This is a genomic window from Egibacteraceae bacterium (genome assembly GCA_040905805.1).
Classification (GTDB): Bacteria; Actinomycetota; Nitriliruptoria; order Euzebyales; family Egibacteraceae; genus DATLGH01.
The window spans coordinates 1-17,097 of record JBBDQS010000142.1; the positions used below are offsets into that span (position 1 = coordinate 1).

The 17,097-nt window shown below is 70.8% G+C and carries 14 protein-coding genes; 11 read left to right on the forward strand and 3 right to left on the reverse strand.

Annotation, left to right across the window (positions count from 1 at the left end; genetic code table 11):
- A partial coding sequence (locus WD250_15625) for a DUF5615 family PIN-like protein (GenBank protein MEX2621646.1) occupies positions 1-355 on the forward strand: 355 nt, incomplete at its 5' end.
- Positions 356-665: 310 nt separating this feature from the next.
- Positions 666-1,316: a hypothetical protein gene (locus WD250_15630; protein ID MEX2621647.1), complete on the forward strand. Its 651-nt coding sequence runs from the start codon at positions 666-668 to the stop codon at positions 1,314-1,316.
- Between the two features lie 203 nt (positions 1,317-1,519).
- Here WD250_15630 and ligD read toward each other — a convergent pair whose 3' ends face one another.
- Positions 1,520-2,539: a non-homologous end-joining DNA ligase gene (gene ligD / locus WD250_15635; protein MEX2621648.1), complete on the reverse strand. Its 1,020-nt coding sequence runs from the start codon at positions 2,537-2,539 to the stop codon at positions 1,520-1,522.
- A 113-nt stretch (positions 2,540-2,652) separates the two neighbouring features.
- On the opposite strand from ligD, the gene WD250_15640 reads away from it, so the two are divergent.
- From WD250_15640 to uvrB, 9 genes are read left to right on the forward strand one after another with little or no spacing between them, the layout of a single operon-like run.
- The gene (locus WD250_15640; GenBank protein MEX2621649.1) at positions 2,653-3,159 is read left to right on the forward strand and encodes a (2Fe-2S)-binding protein; all 507 of its coding nucleotides are present in this window, start codon (positions 2,653-2,655) and stop codon (positions 3,157-3,159) included.
- Positions 3,156-5,588: a xanthine dehydrogenase family protein molybdopterin-binding subunit gene (locus WD250_15645; protein MEX2621650.1), complete on the forward strand. Its 2,433-nt coding sequence runs from the start codon at positions 3,156-3,158 to the stop codon at positions 5,586-5,588. Before WD250_15640 ends, WD250_15645 begins: the two co-directional genes overlap by 4 nt.
- Positions 5,585-6,436, forward strand: coding sequence for a xanthine dehydrogenase family protein subunit M (locus WD250_15650; GenBank protein MEX2621651.1), 852 nt, complete (start codon positions 5,585-5,587; stop codon positions 6,434-6,436). The genes WD250_15645 and WD250_15650 overlap by 4 nt, the downstream gene beginning before the upstream one ends.
- Positions 6,433-7,350 (forward strand): MoxR family ATPase, encoded by a 918-nt coding sequence (locus tag WD250_15655; GenBank protein MEX2621652.1) that lies wholly within the window; start codon positions 6,433-6,435, stop codon positions 7,348-7,350. The genes WD250_15650 and WD250_15655 overlap by 4 nt, the downstream gene beginning before the upstream one ends.
- Positions 7,351-7,390: 40 nt before the next feature.
- The gene (locus tag WD250_15660; GenBank protein ID MEX2621653.1) at positions 7,391-8,500 is read left to right on the forward strand and encodes a VWA domain-containing protein; all 1,110 of its coding nucleotides are present in this window, start codon (positions 7,391-7,393) and stop codon (positions 8,498-8,500) included.
- The gene (locus WD250_15665) at positions 8,497-9,627 is read left to right on the forward strand and encodes an XdhC/CoxI family protein (protein MEX2621654.1); all 1,131 of its coding nucleotides are present in this window, start codon (positions 8,497-8,499) and stop codon (positions 9,625-9,627) included. Before WD250_15660 ends, WD250_15665 begins: the two co-directional genes overlap by 4 nt.
- Positions 9,624-10,262: an NTP transferase domain-containing protein gene (locus WD250_15670; protein ID MEX2621655.1), complete on the forward strand. Its 639-nt coding sequence runs from the start codon at positions 9,624-9,626 to the stop codon at positions 10,260-10,262. Before WD250_15665 ends, WD250_15670 begins: the two co-directional genes overlap by 4 nt.
- Positions 10,259-10,933, forward strand: a complete 675-nt coding sequence (locus tag WD250_15675) for an SRPBCC family protein (GenBank protein ID MEX2621656.1) — start codon at positions 10,259-10,261, stop codon at positions 10,931-10,933. Before WD250_15670 ends, WD250_15675 begins: the two co-directional genes overlap by 4 nt.
- A gap of 22 nt (positions 10,934-10,955) precedes the next feature.
- Positions 10,956-13,025, forward strand: a complete 2,070-nt coding sequence (gene uvrB, locus WD250_15680) for an excinuclease ABC subunit UvrB (protein ID MEX2621657.1) — start codon at positions 10,956-10,958, stop codon at positions 13,023-13,025.
- A gap of 92 nt (positions 13,026-13,117) precedes the next feature.
- On the opposite strand, the gene WD250_15685 is transcribed toward uvrB, so the two are convergent.
- Both WD250_15685 and WD250_15690 read right to left on the reverse strand, forming a co-directional pair.
- A complete protein-coding gene (locus tag WD250_15685; GenBank protein ID MEX2621658.1) occupies positions 13,118-15,076 on the reverse strand; it encodes a hypothetical protein in 1,959 nt (652 codons plus the stop codon).
- 241 nt (positions 15,077-15,317) lie between these two features.
- Positions 15,318-16,457, reverse strand: coding sequence for a Fic family protein (locus WD250_15690; protein ID MEX2621659.1), 1,140 nt, complete (start codon positions 16,455-16,457; stop codon positions 15,318-15,320).
- Between the last annotated feature and the right edge of the window lie 640 nt (positions 16,458-17,097).

The following is a 17,097-nucleotide window of genomic DNA, read 5'->3' on the forward strand; positions in this document are numbered from 1 at the left end:
CCTCCTCGACGAGAACTTCCCCCTCCAGCTCTACCGGCGCCTCGGCGATGCCGGCCACGAGGCCGAGCACATCATCGCCCTCGGCCTGCGGGGCCTCTCCGACGACGCCATCCGCCGACGGCTGGCCACCGAGGCCGACCTGTTGTTCCTCACCCAGGACACCGAGTTCGCAGACCTGGTGCCCGACATCGTGGCCACCGTCATGATCTCCCGGGTCCCCCAGGCCATCCCCATCACCCGACGAGTCGAGCTGTGGGAGCAGGCCATCGACGGCTTCCTTCTGCACCCCATCCCGGGAAGGCTCTTCGAGGTGCTCGGCGACGGACGGGTGGTGGCCTGGGACTTCCGGCCGTGACCGTCACCGTCGAAGCCGCCGTCGCCGTCGGCTGGCTCCCCGGGTGTCGCCGGGATCGGGACCCCCGCCTTGGCGACGACATTGACCGGTCCGGGCCCATCGAGGCCGGCGACAGCCTCTGCGCAGTGCCGATCATCAGGCTCTGCGCCGGTCGAGCCGACGGAGACGCCGGAGGGTCCCGAGCTTCAGCGTCCGGTCGCCGGTAAGGACCACGTTCCCGTCAGGCCGCGGCGGCCATGGAGGGCTTGGTCGACGCCGGATGGACCGTCGAACCGGCCAAGGGCAAGAGCCACGCCGCATCCATCGCCAAGTGCCCGCATGGGTGTTCCACAAGTCGATCAACAGAAAGCCGAAGAACCCCGACCGGCGCCGCAACGGCGATGGAGCGCTGGCCCGGCACGTGCGCGAAGGGAACGAACTGGTGGCGGAGTGGACCTTCACCTTGATCGTCGACCGGCCCGTGGGTGACCGCGACGACGAGATCTTCGTTGCGCTCGACGGCTATGCGTTCGCGGTCGGCGAGGAGCACGGCGCCTGGGTCGTCGAGTGTGCGGGGGAGTACCCGCGCTACCGCGACCTGCTGCTCGGCTGCATCGCGACCCTGTCGTTGGACCTCGACATCGAGACCCTCGCTGTCCAGGACGAGGGTGACGAGGTCACCATCCAAGAGATCGCTGACCGGATCGGCAAGAGCCGCGAGGCCATCGCCAAGTACTCGCGTGGCGAACTGAAGTCAGCGACGGAGCCGTTCCCGCCGCCGGTGCGCAACACGAGGTGGGGCGCCCGCTGGCCGTGGCCGGACGTCTCGACCTGGCTGCTCCGCAACACCGACTGGTCCACCGAGGACGACGAGGTGCACCGCGTCAACGTCGGGGTGAACGCCCTGCTCCGCGCCCGCCGCGAGCTACCCGACCTTGAGTGGGTCAATGTCCTGCCACGCCTCAGCCGAGTGGCAGCCTGAGGTCCGGACCTCTCATGGGCCGTACCAGCCCCTACCCAGGATTCCCGTCGATTACGGTGCTACCGCGCGCCCGGCTGCTGGCCGCCCAGCACGATCAATCACGCGGGCGCGCGCGGACCGATGCAGTTCCTCGGCTCCACCTGGCGCTCCTCCGCTGGACGCTACGAGCTGGACGTGGCCGGCCCTGTCGCTCACGCGCACGGTCATCCCGGGGGAGGGGGACGACGGGCGCGGGAGGGCGCCACCCGTGGGGGCTCGTCGGGCATCTTGGGGTACACCGGCGGCCACGGCGCGTCGTGCAGACCGGCGGCGCGGTCGCGCTCGTGCAGCTCCAGGAGCGGATCGAGTGACTGGGGCGCGGCGTCAGCCCACGGGTCACCGTCGCGGGCGAGTCGGTCGGGGACCGTGGCGATCGTCAGCTCGTCGGGATCCACGTCGTCCAGCTCGGACCAGCGCAGGGGCGTCGAGACCTGGGCCCCCGCACGGGCCCGGACGCTCCAGGCGCCGAACACGGTCTTGTGCGGTGCGTTCTGGTTGTAGTCGACGAAGACGCGCTCGCCGCGCTCCTCCTTCCACCACGCCGCGGTGACCAGGTCGGGATGGCGGCGCTCCAGCTCGCGGGCGAGGGCGACCGCCGCCGCGCGCACCTGGTAGGAGTCCCACCGGGGCTGCAGTCGCGCGAAGACGTGCAACCCGCGGTTGCCGGTGGTCTTCACGTAGGGCGTGATGCCCTGCTCGTCGAGCAGGGCGCGCACCGCGTGCGCCGCCGCGCGCACCATCGCGAACGTCACCCCTGGCTGCGGGTCGAGGTCGATGCGCAGCTCGTCGGCGTGCTCGGGGTCCGCGGCCAGGAACGGCCAGACGTGGAAGCCGAGGCAGCCGAGGTTGACCGCCCAAACCACGTGGGCGAGGTCGGTGGCGACCAGCGCCCGTGAGGGCGTGCCGTTGACCGTGGTCACCACCGTCGTGTCCAGCCACTCCGGGGCGTTCTTGGGGACGCGCTTCTGGAAGAACGACGGCCCGCCGGCGCCCTTGGGGAACCGCTGCAGGAGCACCGGGCGTCCGCCCATCGCGGCCAGCAACCCCCCGTGCACGGCCGTGTAGTAGCGCACGAGGTCGAGCTTGGTCTCCCCGCGCTCGGCAAAGATGACCCGACCCGGGGAGGACACCGCCATCTGGTGACCGTCCAGGTGCAGCTGGATCTCGTCCTTCGCCTCTGTCACGACCGCCACTCTAGACCCCGGGAAGTCGTCGAATTGCCTCTTCCCAGACCATCGTCCGCCGCCTATCGTGCGGGACGCAGAGGACCATGACGTGACGGCAACAGGAGCTGCCCATGCCACGGATCAGTGTCCGCATCGACGGCGTCACCTACGAGGACGAGGTCGAGGCCCGTCTGCTGTTCGTGCACTACCTGCGCGACAAGATCGGCCTGACCGGCACCAACATCGGGTGCGACACCTCCAACTGCGGAGCGTGCACCGTCCTGCTCGACGACCACAGCGCCAAGAGCTGCACGATGCTGGCGGTGCAGGCCGACGGCAGCGAGGTCACCACCATCCAGGGGCTCGCCGCAGGCAACGGGGCCGGTTCGGCCGAGGACTGGCACCCGCTGCAGACAGCCTTCCACACCGAGCACGGTCTGCAGTGCGGCTACTGCACCCCGGGGATGATCATGGCCTCGGTGGACCTCCTCGCCGAGAACCCTGATCCCACCGACGACGAGATCCGCCACGGTCTCGAGGGCAACCTGTGCCGCTGCACGGGCTACCAGAACATCGTCGCATCGGTCCGCACCGCCGCGCAGGAGATGCGCAGCCGCACGGAAGGGGCGCAGCAATGAGCAAGGTCGATCCCGACACCATCGCCGAGGAGGCCGCGCGCGCGGACCGCTCCGCCGCCGACGAGGGCGAAGGGGCCAGCGTCGGCGCCCGTCGCCTGCGCAAGGAGGATGCGAAGCTGGTCACCGGCCAGACCAAGTGGACCGACAACATCCAGCTGCCCGGGATGCTGCACATGGCCGTGGTCCGCAGCCCCATGGCGCACGCCAAGATCGTGAGCGTCGACGTCTCCGCCGCTCGTGAGCAGCCGGGGGTGATCGCCGCCTTCACGGGCGCCGATCTGGCCGAGGAGTACGGAGGGTTGCCGACCGTCTGGACCGTGACCCCCGACATGGCCAGCCCGACCCATCTGCCGCTGGCGACCGACAAGGTCCGCTACGTCGGCGACGGTGTCGCGGTGGTCGTGGCGCGCGACCGCTACAGCGCGGCTGACGCCATCGAGGCCGTCGACGTCGACTACGAGCCCCTGGACGCGGTCGTGGACATGGAGGACGCGCTGGCGGGGGGAGCGCTGGTCCACGACGAGGTCGACAACAACCTGTGCTTCGACTTCCACATGCCGACCGGTGCGGACATCGACGAGACGTTCGCCGCCGCGGACGTGGTCGTGGAGCGTCGTTTCATCCAGCAGCGGCTGATCCCCACCGCGATCGAGCCACGGGCGGTCGTCTGCGAGCCGATCGCCGCCGCCGACGAGTTCACGCTCTACTCCGCGACCCAGGTGCCCCACATCCTGCGGGTCATGCTGGCGACGGTCACCGGCCTGCCCGAGCACAAGATCCGGGTGGTCGCCCCCGATGTCGGCGGCGGGTTCGGGTCCAAGCTGAACGTCTACGCCGAGGAAGTCCTCGCGCTGGTCGTGGCCAAGCGCCTGGGTCGTCCGATCAAGTGGACCGAGTCGCGCAGCGAGGGCTATCAGGCCACCATCCATGGCCGCGACCAGATCCAGGACATCGCCATCGCGGCGTCCTCGGACGGGACGATCAAGGGCATCAAGGTCGACCTGAAGGCCGACATGGGCGCCTACCTGCAGCTCGTCACGTCGGGGGTGCCGATCCTCGGCGCGTTCATGTACTGCGGCATCTACAAGATGGACGCCTACGACTTCCGCTGCAAGGGCGTCTTCACGACCAAGACCCCGACGGACGCCTACCGCGGCGCGGGCCGGCCCGAGGCGACCTTCGCCCTCGAGCGCATCGTGGACGAGCTGGCGGTCGAGCTCGGCATGGAGCCGCTGGAGCTGCGGCGCAAGAACTGGATCCGCCACGAGGAGTTCCCCCACACGACGGTGGCGGGCCTCACCTACGACTCGGGCAACTACGAGGCCGCCACCGAGCGCGCGCTGGAGCTGTTCGACTACGACGGGCTGCGCCGGGAGCAGGCCGAGCGCCGCGAGCGCGGCGACCGTGTGCAGCTCGGCCTGGGCATCTCCACCTTCACCGAGATGTGCGGGCTGGCGCCGTCGCGGGTGCTCGGCAGCCTGAGCTACGGGGCAGGCGGCTGGGAGTCCGCCACCGTGCGGTTGCTGCCCACCGGCAAGGCCGAGGTCGTGACCGGAACCAGCCCCCACGGCCAGGGCCACGTCACGTCGTGGAGCCAGATCGCCGCCGACGTGCTCGGGGTCCCCTTCGACGACGTCGACGTGGTGCACGGCGACACGAAGATGTCGCCCGCCGGCATGGACACCTACGGCTCACGGTCGCTGGCGGTCGGGGGGATCGCGGTGCACAAGGCCGCGGAACGGCTGATCGAGAAGGCTCGCAAGCTCGCGGCGCACATGCTGGAGGCCGCCGAGGACGACCTGGAGTTCGCCGACGGGTCGTTCCGGGTGCGCGGCTCGCCCGAGGCCGCAAAGACCATCCAGGACGTCGCGCTGGCGGCCTTCGCTGCGCACGACCTGCCCGAGGGCACGGAGCCGACGCTGTCCAGCGACTACACGTTCGATCCGGAGAACTTCTCCTACCCCCACGGCACCCACCTGTGCGCCATCGAGGTCGACACCGAGACCGGGCGGGCGACCATCCGCTCGTACGTCGCCGTCGACGACGTCGGCAAGGTCATCAACCCCCAGATCGTCGAGGGGCAGGTCCATGGGGGCCTGGCGCAGGGCATCGCGCAGGCGCTCTACGAGGAGGCCATCTACGACCTCGACGGCAACCTCGTCACGGGGACGCTGGTCGACTACTACGTGCCTGGCGCACCGGACCTGCCGGTCTACACGACGGACCGCACGGAAACCCCGTCGACCTCCAACCCCCTGGGGGTGAAGGGCGTGGGCGAGGCCGGCACGATCGCCTCGACGCCCGCGGTCGTGAACGCGGTGCTCGACGCGGTCCGCCATCTCGGCGTGCACGACGTCCGCATGCCGTGCACACCCGAACGGGTGTGGCGGGCGCTACAGGAGGCCGACGGCCAGGGAGGTGCACGGTGATCCCCGCAACGTTCGACTACGTCCGGGCCGGGTCAGTCGGGGATGCCGTCGCCGCGCTGGCCGAGCACGGGGACGAGGCCAAGGTGCTGGCCGGTGGCCACAGCCTGCTGCCGCTCATGAAGCTGCGTCTGGCCGTGCCCGCCGTGATCGTCGACGTGGGGCGCATCGAGGGCCTGCGCGGCGTCCGGGAGGACGGCGACACGCTGGTCATCGGGTCGCTCACCACCCACCACGCGGTCGCCCACGACGACCTGGTGCGCCGCCACGTCCCCGTGCTGGCGCAGACCACGGCGACCGTGGGCGACCCGCAGGTCCGTCACCGCGGCACCCTCGGCGGTGCCCTGGCGCACGGTGACGCGGCCGGCGACCTGCCGGCGGCCGCCGTCGCGCTGCGTGCGGAGCTGGTCGCACAGGGCCCGAACGGCCGCCGGACGATCCCCGCCGCGGAGTTCTTCGTCGACTACCTGGAGACCGCGCTCGCCGACGACGAGGTCCTGGTGGAGGTGCGCATCCCCAAGCTGGGTGACGGATGGTCCGGCGCATACCAGAAGTTCAACCGGGTCGCGCAGGCGTGGGCGATCGTCGGCGCCTGTGCCCTGGTGCACCGGGACAACGGCCAGATCAGCGAGGCGCGGGTCGTCCTGACGAACATGGCCACGACGCCGGTGCAGGCACGGCAGACCGAGCAGGCCTTGGTCGGCGCCGCCGTCGGGGACCTGGCAGACGCCGCCGCTCTGGCCGGGGAGGACACCGATCCGCCCGGGGACCTGAATGCGCAGCCGGACTACCGACGCCACCTCGCACGCGTCCTCACCCGGCGTGCCCTGGAGCACGCGACCTCCGGTTGAGCGACGACCAGGGCCTGCTCCCCGCCGGGGTCGACAGCCCGGCGGCGCTGCAGGCCCTTCTCGACGAGCACGCGTACCTGGCCGACATCGGGCTGGCGACGGCCTGCTACCTGGCGTTGCGCCTGCACCGGCCGCTGTTCCTGGAGGGGGAGGCTGGCGTCGGCAAGACCGAGGTGGGCAAGACCTTGGCTGTGCTGCTCGACGCTCCGCTCCTGCGCCTGCAGTGCTACGAGGGGCTCGACGCCAGCCAGGCCCTCTACGACTGGGACTTCCCCCGCCAGCTGCTGCACCTGCGCGCCGCCGAGGCGGCCGGTGCGGCGTCTGATGTGGCTGCGTTGGAGCAGTCCCTGTACGACCGACGGTTCCTCATCGCTCGCCCCCTGCTCGCCGCGCTCGAGACCACGCCGTGCGTCCTGCTGATCGACGAGATCGACCGTGCCGACGACGAGTTCGAGGCGTTCCTGCTGGAGGTCCTCAGCGATTTCACCGTCTCGATCCCCGAGTTCGGCACCGTGCGGGCGACGACCCCGCCCGTTGTCGTGGTCACGTCCAACCGCACCCGTGAGGTGCACGATGCGCTGAAACGGCGCTGCTACTACCACTGGCTCGGGCATCCCGGGTTCGCCCGCGAGGTCGCCATCGTGCAGCGCCGACAACCCCAGGCGAGCCACCGGCTGGTCGAGCAGGTGGCGGCGGCCGTGCAGGCGCTACGCGGTGCCGACCTGCTCAAGCCTCCCGGGGTGGCCGAGACCATCGACTGGACCCAGGCGCTCGTCGCGTTGGGGGCCGACGGGCTCGACGCCGAGCTGGCGACCGCGACGCTCGGGTCCGTGCTCAAGTACCGCGAGGACCAGGAGCGCGCCCAGACCCTCGACCTCGGACGGTTCCTGCGCGATACAGCGGGGGGTTCCTAGGGTGGACGGAGCCAGGCTCCCGACCGGGGTCACGGATGCGGTGGCGACCGTGGTCGGCCTCGCCCGCACGCTGCGCGCCGCGGGCGTGCCCGCCAGCCCGGACCGTGCGCAGCAGTGCGTCCGGGCACTGGCCGTCCTGGACCCGGCACGGCGCAGCGACGTGTACTGGGCGGGGCGCCTGTGCCTCTGTGCCGGACCCGACGACCTCCGGCGCTACGACCGGGTCTTCGAGGCGTACTTCGCCGGCGTGACCGTCGTGGAGCGCCGGGTGCACGCACCCCCGGCACGTGTGCTCCGACCGGCCGGGGGTGACCCCGACGCCGCCCCGGGCGCCGAGGGCGAGGAGGTCACGGTCACGGCCGCGAGCGCCAGCGCCGTCGAGGTGCTGCGCAACCGTGACATCGGCCGGCTCGACCAGGGCGAGCGGGAGGAGCTGGCTCGCCTGCTGACGGCCTTGCGAATGCCCGGGGAGACCCGCCACAGCCGGCGCCTGCACCCGGCCGCCCGGGGCAGGATCGATCGGGCCCGGACAGTCCGCGAGCTGCTCGCCCGCGGTGGCGAGCCCGCGCGGCTGCGCCACCGGGTGCCCCGACCGCGGCCGCGCCGGGTGGTGCTGCTCGTCGACGTGAGCGGCTCGATGAGCGCGTATGCCGATGCCCTGCTGCGGTTCGCCCATGCCGCGACTCGGCGGGGCTCGGCGCCGACCGAGGTCTTCACCATCGGCACACGGCTCACGCGGGTGACCCGCGAGATGAGCCACCGCGACCCGGACACCGCCCTGGCCGCGGTGGCCGGCGCCGTCCCCGACTGGTGCGGGGGCACGCGCCTGGGCGAGCTGGTGAAGGAGTTCCTCGACCGCTGGGGCCAGCGGGGCACCGCTCGCGGTGCGATCGTGGTGATCCTGTCCGACGGGTGGGAACGGGGCGACGCGACCGTGCTGGGCGAGCAGATGCAACGCCTGGCGCGGCTCGCGCACCGGGTGGTGTGGGCCAATCCGCGCAAGGCCGCGCCCGGCTACAGGCCTCTCGCGGCGGGAATGGCGGCCGCCCTGCCCCACGTTGACGACTTCGTGCAGGGTCACAGCCTGGCGGCGCTGGAGCGGTTGGCGGCCCACGTCGCCCGGCCCGGTGGGAGGGGCGTGGATCCGTGAAGGAGATCCTGGAGCAGCTGAGCCGCTGGCACGAAGCCGGCACACCGGTCGCGCTGGCACGGGTCACCGGCGTCAGCAGATCCGCACCCCGCCAGCCTGGAGCGGCCATGGCCGTCACCGCCCAGGGGGAGGTCGCCGGCAGCGTGTCGGGCGGCTGCGTCGAAGGCGCCGTGGTCGAGCTGAGCCAGCAGGTGCTCGCCACCGGCGAGCCGGTCAAGGTGACCTACGGCATCAGCGACGACGACGCCTTCGCCGTCGGGCTCACCTGCGGAGGCGAGCTGGACGTGTTCGTGCAGCCCCTCGATGGCATCGCCGGCTTCGATCGGCTGGTCGCCGCGGTCGGGGACGACCAGCCCGTCGCCCTGGCGACCGTGGTCGAGACCGGGGGCCACGATCCCCCCGGCGCCACGGCGGTCATCACACCCGACGGGGTCGAGGGCAGCCTCGGCAGGGACGGTCTCGACGTCGCCGGGGTGGACGACGCGCGCGGGATGCTCGGGCAGGGCCAGACGGGTCTGCGGCGCTACGGCGCCGGCGGCGAACGTCGGGTCGACGACCTGATGGTCTTCGTCCACTCGTTCGCGCCGCCCCCGCGGATGTTCGTGTTCGGCGCGATCGACTTCGCCACCGCGGTCGCGCGGATCGGGGTGTTCCTCGGCTACCGGGTGACGGTGTGCGACGCACGGGAGCGCTTCGCGACCCGCCAACGCTTCCCGGACGCCCACGAGATCGTCGTGGACTGGCCGCACCGCTTCCTCGCCCGCACGGCCGTCGACGCGCGCACGGTGATCTGCGTGCTGACCCACGACCCCAAGTTCGACGTGCCGGTGCTGGAGATCGCACTGCGCACCGGCGCCGCCTACGTGGGGGCCATGGGCAGCCGGCGCACCCACGCTGACCGGTTGGACCGGCTGCGTGAGCGGGGGCTGAGTGACGTGGAGCTGGCACGCCTGCACTCGCCGATCGGCCTGGACATCGGCGCGCGCACCCCCGAGGAGACCGCCGTGTCCGTCGCCGCCGAGCTCGTCCAACAGCGATGGGGTGGGTCGGGCCTGCCGCTGCGTCGCACCGACGGGACCATCCACGGCGACGCGCCCAACCGCGACGATGTCTTCGTCGAGCCATGAGGGGCCCGGTCGCCGGGATGCTGCTCGCCGCGGGAGGGGGGCGACGGCTCGGCGGTCCCAAGGCACTCGTCCAGATGGACGGGGAGCCGCTCGTCGAGCGCGGCGTCCGGCTCCTGGTCGACGGTGGCTGCGATCCGGTGGTCGTGGTGCTCGGAGCGGCCGCTGACGCGGTCCTGAGCCAGTGCCACCTGCACCCGGCCAGGCCGGTGGTCAACCACCGGTGGGCGCGGGGGATGAGCACGTCCCTGCGCGAGGGTCTGGACGCGCTCGAGGCGAGCGCCGCCGGCGCCGTGGTCGTGGCGCTGGCCGACCAACCCCAGGTCGGCCCGGAAGCGGTCAGACGCCTTGCCGCGGCATGGCGCGACGGGGGTCGGCTCGTCGTGGCGGCCTACGCCGGCTCGCCCCGCAACCCCGTGCTCGTCGACCGGGCGTGGTGGCCGTCGGCGTGGGCGGCGGCAACCGGGGACCAGGGGGTCCGCGCGCTGCAGCACGCTCGACCCGAGCTCGTCACCCTCATAGAGTGCGGCGACACGGGCAGCGCCGCCGACCTGGACACCGCCGAGGACCTCGCGGCCCTCGGCGGCCGGCTGCCCGACACCAGCACCGACGACGCCGACTGCAGGAGTGACCCATGAAGCTCGAGCATTCGTTCACCGTGCCCGTCCCCGTCGAGGAGGCCTGGGCTGTCCTGCGCGACGTGGAGCGCATCGCCCCCTGCATGCCGGGGGCGACCATCGACGCCGTGGACGGCGACGAGTTCAGCGGCCGCGTGAAGGTGAAGGTCGGGCCGATGACGGTCACCTACAAGGGGAACGCGCGTTTCGCCGACGTCGACGAGCAGGGTCACCGCGCGACGATCGAGGCGTCGGGCAAGGAGGCGCGGGGCAGCGGAACCGCTCGCGCAACCATCACCGCGGAGCTCACGGCGAGTGGCGAGCACACCGACGTCGCGCTGACCACCGACCTGACCATCACCGGCAAGCCAGCGCAGTTCGGCCGTGGCGTGATGGCCGACGTCGGCGGCAAGCTCGTGAACCAGTTCGCCGACTGCCTGTCGTCGGAGCTCGCCAGGACGGAGCAGCCCACCGAGGGTGCGCAGGACGGCGCAACCGAAGTCGGCGGCACCGAGCCGCCCGTGCGGGCCTCCCAGGGTCAGGACAAGGCCGCCGCTGCCCGGCCGAGCCCGGAAGCGATCGACCTGTTCGATGTCGCGGGGAGCTCAGTCGGCAAGCGTCTGGCACCTGTCGTCGCCGCGCTGGCCGTGGTGGGCCTGGTCGTCTGGTACCTGCGGCGCCGGTCCTCCTGACGCCCGTCACTATCATGGCCGCATGACCACGAGCCCCGTGCGGACCACCCCCCGGCAGTTCGAGGTGGTCAGCGAGTTCGAGCCCGCCGGCGACCAGCCCCGGGCGGTCGAGGGTGTCGCCGACGCGGTGGAGCGCGGGGAGGTCGACACGGTCCTGCTCGGCGTCACCGGGTCCGGCAAGACCTTCACCGCCAGCAAGATCGTCGAGGCGGTCCAGAAGCCCACGCTCGTGATCGCTCCCAACAAGACGCTGGCCGCCCAGCTCGCGGGGGAGTTCCGGGAGTTCTTCCCCCACAACGCCGTCGAGTACTTCGTCAGCTACTACGACTACTACCAGCCCGAGGCGTACATCCCCTCGACCGACACCTACATCGAGAAGGACAGCTCGATCAACGACGAGGTCGAGCGGCTGCGCCACCGCGCGACCATGGCGCTGCTGACCCGACCCGACGTCCTGATCGTGGCCAGCGTCTCGTGCATCTACGGCCTCGGGTCACCCGAGGAGTACGGCAAGCATGTGCTGCGCCTCGTCGCGGGGGAGGACCACGACTTCGACGGGGTCCTGCGCAAGCTCGTGCACCTGCTCTACGAGCGCAACGAGCTCAACTTCGTGCGCGGCAAGTTCCGGGTCCGGGGCGACACCCTGGAGGTGCAGCCGGCCGACTCGGAGCTGGCGTACCGCGTGGAGTTCTTCGGTGACACGGTGGATCGGATCACCCGTCTGGATCCGCTGACGGGGGAGATCGTGAACGAGGTCGCCGAGGCCTGGATCTTCCCCAACTCGCACTACGTCGCGAGCCCCGAGCGGATGCAGCGGGCGGTCACCACCATCGAGGACGAGCTGCGCGAGCGCCTCGGGGAGCTGGAGCGCGCCAACAAGCTGCTGGAGGCGCAACGCCTGCGGATGCGCACCAGCTACGACCTGGAGATGATGCGCGAGATCGGCTTCTGCTCGGGCATCGAGAACTACTCGCGCCACATCGACGGGCGCACCCCCGGCGAGGCGCCGCACACGCTGATCGACTACTTCCCCGACGACTTCCTCCTGGTCGTGGACGAGTCGCACGTGACGATCCCCCAGGTCGGCGGGATGTACGAGGGCGACCGGTCACGCAAGCAGACCCTCGTCGAGCACGGCTTCCGGCTGCCCAGCGCGCTCGACAACCGCCCGCTGCGCTTCGAGGAGTTCCGCGACCGTGTGCCCCGGACCCTGCACGTCTCGGCCACGCCGGGCCCCTTCGAGCGGCGCGTCGCGGGCACGGTCGTGGAGCAGGTCATCCGGCCCACCGGCCTGGTCGACCCGGAGGTCGTCGTGCGTCCCACGAAGGGCCAGATCGACGACCTCATCGGCGAGATCCGCGGACGCGCCGATGCCGACCAGCGCGTGCTCGTGACCACGCTCACCAAGAAGATGTCCGAGGACCTGACCGACTACCTGCTGGAGTCGGGCATCCGGGTGCGCTACCTGCACTCGGAGATCGACACCGTGCAGCGCATCGAGATCCTTCGCGAGCTGCGCCTGGGGGAGTTCGACGCGCTCGTCGGCATCAACCTCCTGCGGGAGGGCCTTGACCTGCCCGAGGTGTCGCTGGTGGCGATCCTCGACGCCGACAAGGAGGGGTTCCTGCGCAGCGAGACCTCCCTGATCCAGACGATCGGTCGCGCGGCGCGCAACGTCGCCGGTGAGGTGATCATGTACGCCGACCAGATCACCGACTCGATGCGGCGGGCGATCGACGAGACGAACCGCCGCCGCGCCATCCAGGTGCAGTTCAACACCGACCACGGCATCGACCCCCAGACGATCCGCAAGAAGGTCGGCGACATCATCCAGATGGCGCGAGCCGCGGAAGCGGGCATGCCCTACAAGGCGGCGGTGCCCGACCTGAAACGGCGGCGACGGCGCGGCGGTGACGACACCCCCGACGTCAGCGAGCTTCCGCAGGAGGACCTCGCCAAGCTCATCCAGTCGCTCAGCGACGAGATGCACGAGGCATCAGCCGACCTGCGCTTCGAGTACGCCGCCCGGCTGCGCGACGAGGTCGCCGGCCTGAAGCGCGAGCTGCGCGCCATGCGCGAGGGCATGGGCTGAGCCCCGCACCTGATGGTGCGGGGCTCAGGGGTGCTGATCCCACCTGTCGCAGACGACCAGGCGTCTGCGACAGGTGACCGTGGGCCAGGCCTCTAGATGCCGACCCAGGTCTTGGTGGCGGTGCCGCCGACCTGGCCGTCCTCGAAGTCGCCGACGATGTCGCCGTTGTCGAGGGCGGGGGTGAACGCGCACACGTCGTTGGCGGCGTCGTCGACCACGCAGGCCACGATCAGGTCCTGCGCGGAGTCGGCGGGGCCGGTGTAGGTGAAGTCCGCGGTGCCGTCGGTGGTCTCCACGGTGTCCTCCTCGACGGGGTCGCCGAGGGTAACGGTCTCACCGTCGATGGTGGCGTCGCGGTAGACCTCGAAACGCACGTCGACCTGCGGGTCGATCGCGGCGCCGTCGACGCCGGTGACGGTGGCCGTCACCGTGTGGTCGGTGTTGACCTCGTTGACGTCGGCGGCCGGGTCGAGGGTCAGCAGCTCGGGGGCGACGCCGTCGTCCGCGGGCACCCAGACCTTGGTCGCCGTGCCGCCGACCTGGTCGTCCTGGAACTCGACGTTGATGTCCTCACCGTCGGGTGTGGCCACGGTCTGGCAGGTGTCCACGTCGTCATCCACGACGCAGGCCACGATCAGGTCCTCGGCCGGGTCGGCCGGGCCGGTGTAGGTGAAGGACGCCTCACCAGCGGAGGTGGTCTCCGTGCCGGTCTCGTCCGGGTCGCCAAGGGCACCATCGGTGATCTCAGCGTCGCGGTAGACGTCGAAGCGCACGTCGACCTGCGGGACGATCGGTGCCTGGTCGGCGCCGGTGAGCGTGGCGGTCACGGTGTGCTCGGTGCCCACCGGGTTGATGTCGGTGGCGGGGTCGAGCGTCAGCAACGTGGGTGCGACGCCGGGGACCCAGGCCTTGGTGGCGCTGTCGCCGACCTGGCCGTCGTCCAAGGTGATCGCGACGTCACCGTTGTCGCCGGCGGCGGTGAACTCGCACTCGTCGTTCGCGGTGTCGTCCACGACGCAGGCCACGATCACGTCCGTGGCGGGGTCGGCGGGGCCGGTGTAGGTGAACTCGGCGTTGCCACCGGTGGTGGCCGCCGTGCCGTCCTCGACGGAGTCGCCGAGGGTGACGGTCTCACCGTCGACGGTGGCGTCCCGGTAGACTTCGAAGCGCACGTCGGTCTGCGGGACGATCGCGGCGCCGTCGGCGCCGGTGACCGAGGCGGTCACGGTGTGCTCGGTGCCCACCGGGTTGGTGGCCGCTTGCGGGTCGAGCTCCAGGGTCTCCGGATCGACTTGGATCGAGTCGGGCGGGTTCTCCAGGAAGCCCAGCAGGCGTGCCAGGAACGACGCCATCTGGTCACGACGCGTCGCCAGGGCCGGGCCGTACTGCGTGTCCGGGAGCGGCCCCGGGCCACCCAGGGTCAGGCGGTACTCGTGGGCGGCGTTGATGTTCTCGAAGTGGACGTTGCCCGGAGGCACGTCGGTGAACCGCTGGTCGTCCTCGCCGAGCTCCTGGTCGAAGGCGAACTCCGCGGCACGGATCAGGAAGGAGGCCATCTGGTCACGGCGCACCAGCCGTGAGGGTCCGAAGTGCGTGGCCTCGAGCTCCTCAGGACCACCCTCGACGATCCCGGCCGCGGCCAGCTGGCGGATGCGGTCCTCGTGGGTGTTGCCCTCGGTGTCCTCGAACCCGTCGTGCTCGGTCGCTGCGGGCAGCGTGTAGCCCGCCTCCTCGATCGTGCGGGCGATGAACGACGTCATCTGGTCGCGCCGCACCTGCAGGGCCGGGCGGTACGTGTTGTCGGCAAAGCCCTCAGCGATGTCGCGATGCGTGATGCAGTCCACGTTGCGCACATGCACGTCGGGGATGTCGTCCCGGTCGGTGTAGGGCGACTCGGGCGGGTCCTCGGGACACGCGTCCGCGGGTTCCTCGACCTGGTCCTGGGCCGCGGCGGTCCCGGCCAGCGGGAGCAACGCCAGCATCATGGCACCGGCGGCCAGGACCGCCAGGTAGCGCACGATGGGCAAATGGTCACGGTCTACTTGTGGCATCCGCAGCCTCCTTGGGCTCGAAAGTTCTTCCTGTCCCATCCCGCCGGCGAGCGCGACGCCTGCCTGAAGCTCGTGCAGAGACCTGCACGGATGGAGCCAAGGTCGGTGGCCCCCCGGGGGAGGCAGTCGACCGTCGGCTCGACCAGTGTTCCCTGCATAGAGGGCCCCCCAAACAGGGTTCAACCTGGCCATATGGCCCCCCGACCCCGAGCGTGGCGTCCAGGATCGGGAACTGTCGCAGTCACACGCGGGCGGGTAGGCGGAGCCGGATCCCCTCCGCCTCCGCATCTGTCGCGTCGCGCAGGGCGTGTGTCGCCTCCAACTCGCCCATCACCGTCTCGACCGACGACCAGTCGATCTGGGACGTCCACCGCTGCGCGAATGCCAACACGGCGATCAGCGCGTCGGGCCGCCCGTTCGCGGACATGCCCCGCAGCGCCGCCAAGTAGTTGTTCCGGTAGACGGTCGGAATGACGATGCGGACCTGTCCGGCCGCTACCAACTCGGCGTTCATCATCACGCGCGCCACTCGCCCATTGCCGTCGTCGAACGGATGAACCTCGGAGACGACGAACATCGCGGTGACCGCGCGGGCGAACGGGTCGTCCAACGCGCCGACGCGCTCCCAGCCGGCCTGCAGTGTGCCGATGACCTCCTCCGGCGCGACGAACACCCGCGAGCCAACCCGGTTCGCGACCGTCTTGAACTGGCCGGGGCGCTTGTCCGGCCGAGCCTGCATGATCGTTGCGTGCCGGGAGCGCAGCAGTTGCAGCAGATGCTCGCCGCCGCCGACCGGCACCGTCGCCATCTCTGCCGGGTCCGACACGAGCTGGTAGGTCCCGAGTATGTCGTGGGCGTCGGCCGGGCGAGCCTGCGGGATCTTGCCATAGAAGACGATCTCAACCGCCTCGGAAACCTCGAACTCGGTCCCCTCGATGAAGTTCGAGAAATACGCCTCGAAGAACGGCAGCACCGCGCGTCGGGGTTCCCCCGCCTCGGAGGTCGACATCGGTTCGGGGGCGCGGTCCCGCAGGGCCGCGACCAGGTCGTCGAACAGCTCGAGCCGGCGGGTGTCAACAGGTGCGCCGTCGCGGCGCGCCACCAGGGCTGGATAGGACACCTTCACGTCTGGGCGGGTGCGTTGTGCCACGCCCAGCAGGCTGCTCACGACTTCACCCAGGTGGTGCTCGCCGAGCAGCTCGGCGACCTGCTCAACCTGGCTGCGCAGACGCGCCAACCGGTCGTCGGTGAAATCGCTGGCCAGCGTGTCGATCCATCGTTCTAGCTCGTATCGCGACAGCGTCCGTGCGGGACGTCCCGCTCGGGCGTGGGATTCGCGGGCGTTGTCGATCAGGGCCCGTGCCAGGGACGCCACCGACACGCCGTCGTGCAGGTAGGCAGCGTCACCCTCGACCGGGCCCGGACCGGGACGTACCGACACCAGGTGCCCGGGCAGCTCCAGGTCGCGGCGACGCTCCGGATGGGTGACGTACAGCATCCGTGTGCCATCGGCGGCGTCGATGGGCTGGCCACCCTCGCGTGCGGACCGATCGCTGATCACTGCACCACGCAGCAGTCGTCCCACCAGCTCGTACAGGTGCCTCGCGACGACCTGCTCGAGGGCGCCATCGAGATCGTCCGTGACGATCCCACGAGCAACACGACGCAGCTGACCGGCACGCACCTTGCGTGACGCCGTCGCCGACGCGATGTCAGCAGGCGTGAGGAACACGGTCATGATTCAACCTTCTGTAACCAACATGTAGTTTTGATCGAATCAACTGTAAGGAACCAGCCTCGGAAAGTCAAGGAAGTATCCTGAACCGTTGAACGTCGATCAAGTAATCGCGTCGAACCTGCGTCCACCGACCGGAAGTGTGCTGAACGGATCCCGGCGGCGCCCGCGGCGAAGGGCTGCGACGCGACAAACCGCGAGACATGAACGCCCGCCTCTGCCTTTGACAACGGGTGCAGATCTTCTGGAGGGACCTCGTCATGCGGCTTGGGGGATGAGGTTGTCG

Bases quoted from the DNA above. Each gene is read 5' to 3' on its own strand.
- WD250_15640 (MEX2621649.1), top strand. From the start codon at position 2,653: ATGCCACGGATCAGTGTCCGCATCGACGGCGTCACCTACGAGGACGAG.
- WD250_15645 (MEX2621650.1), top strand. From the start codon at position 3,156: ATGAGCAAGGTCGATCCCGACACCATCGCCGAGGAGGCCGCGCGCGCG.
- WD250_15670 (MEX2621655.1), top strand. From the start codon at position 9,624: ATGAGGGGCCCGGTCGCCGGGATGCTGCTCGCCGCGGGAGGGGGGCGA.
- WD250_15675 (MEX2621656.1), top strand. From the start codon at position 10,259: ATGAAGCTCGAGCATTCGTTCACCGTGCCCGTCCCCGTCGAGGAGGCC.
- uvrB (MEX2621657.1), top strand. From the start codon at position 10,956: ATGACCACGAGCCCCGTGCGGACCACCCCCCGGCAGTTCGAGGTGGTC.
- WD250_15685 (MEX2621658.1), bottom strand. From the start codon at position 15,076: ATGCCACAAGTAGACCGTGACCATTTGCCCATCGTGCGCTACCTGGCG.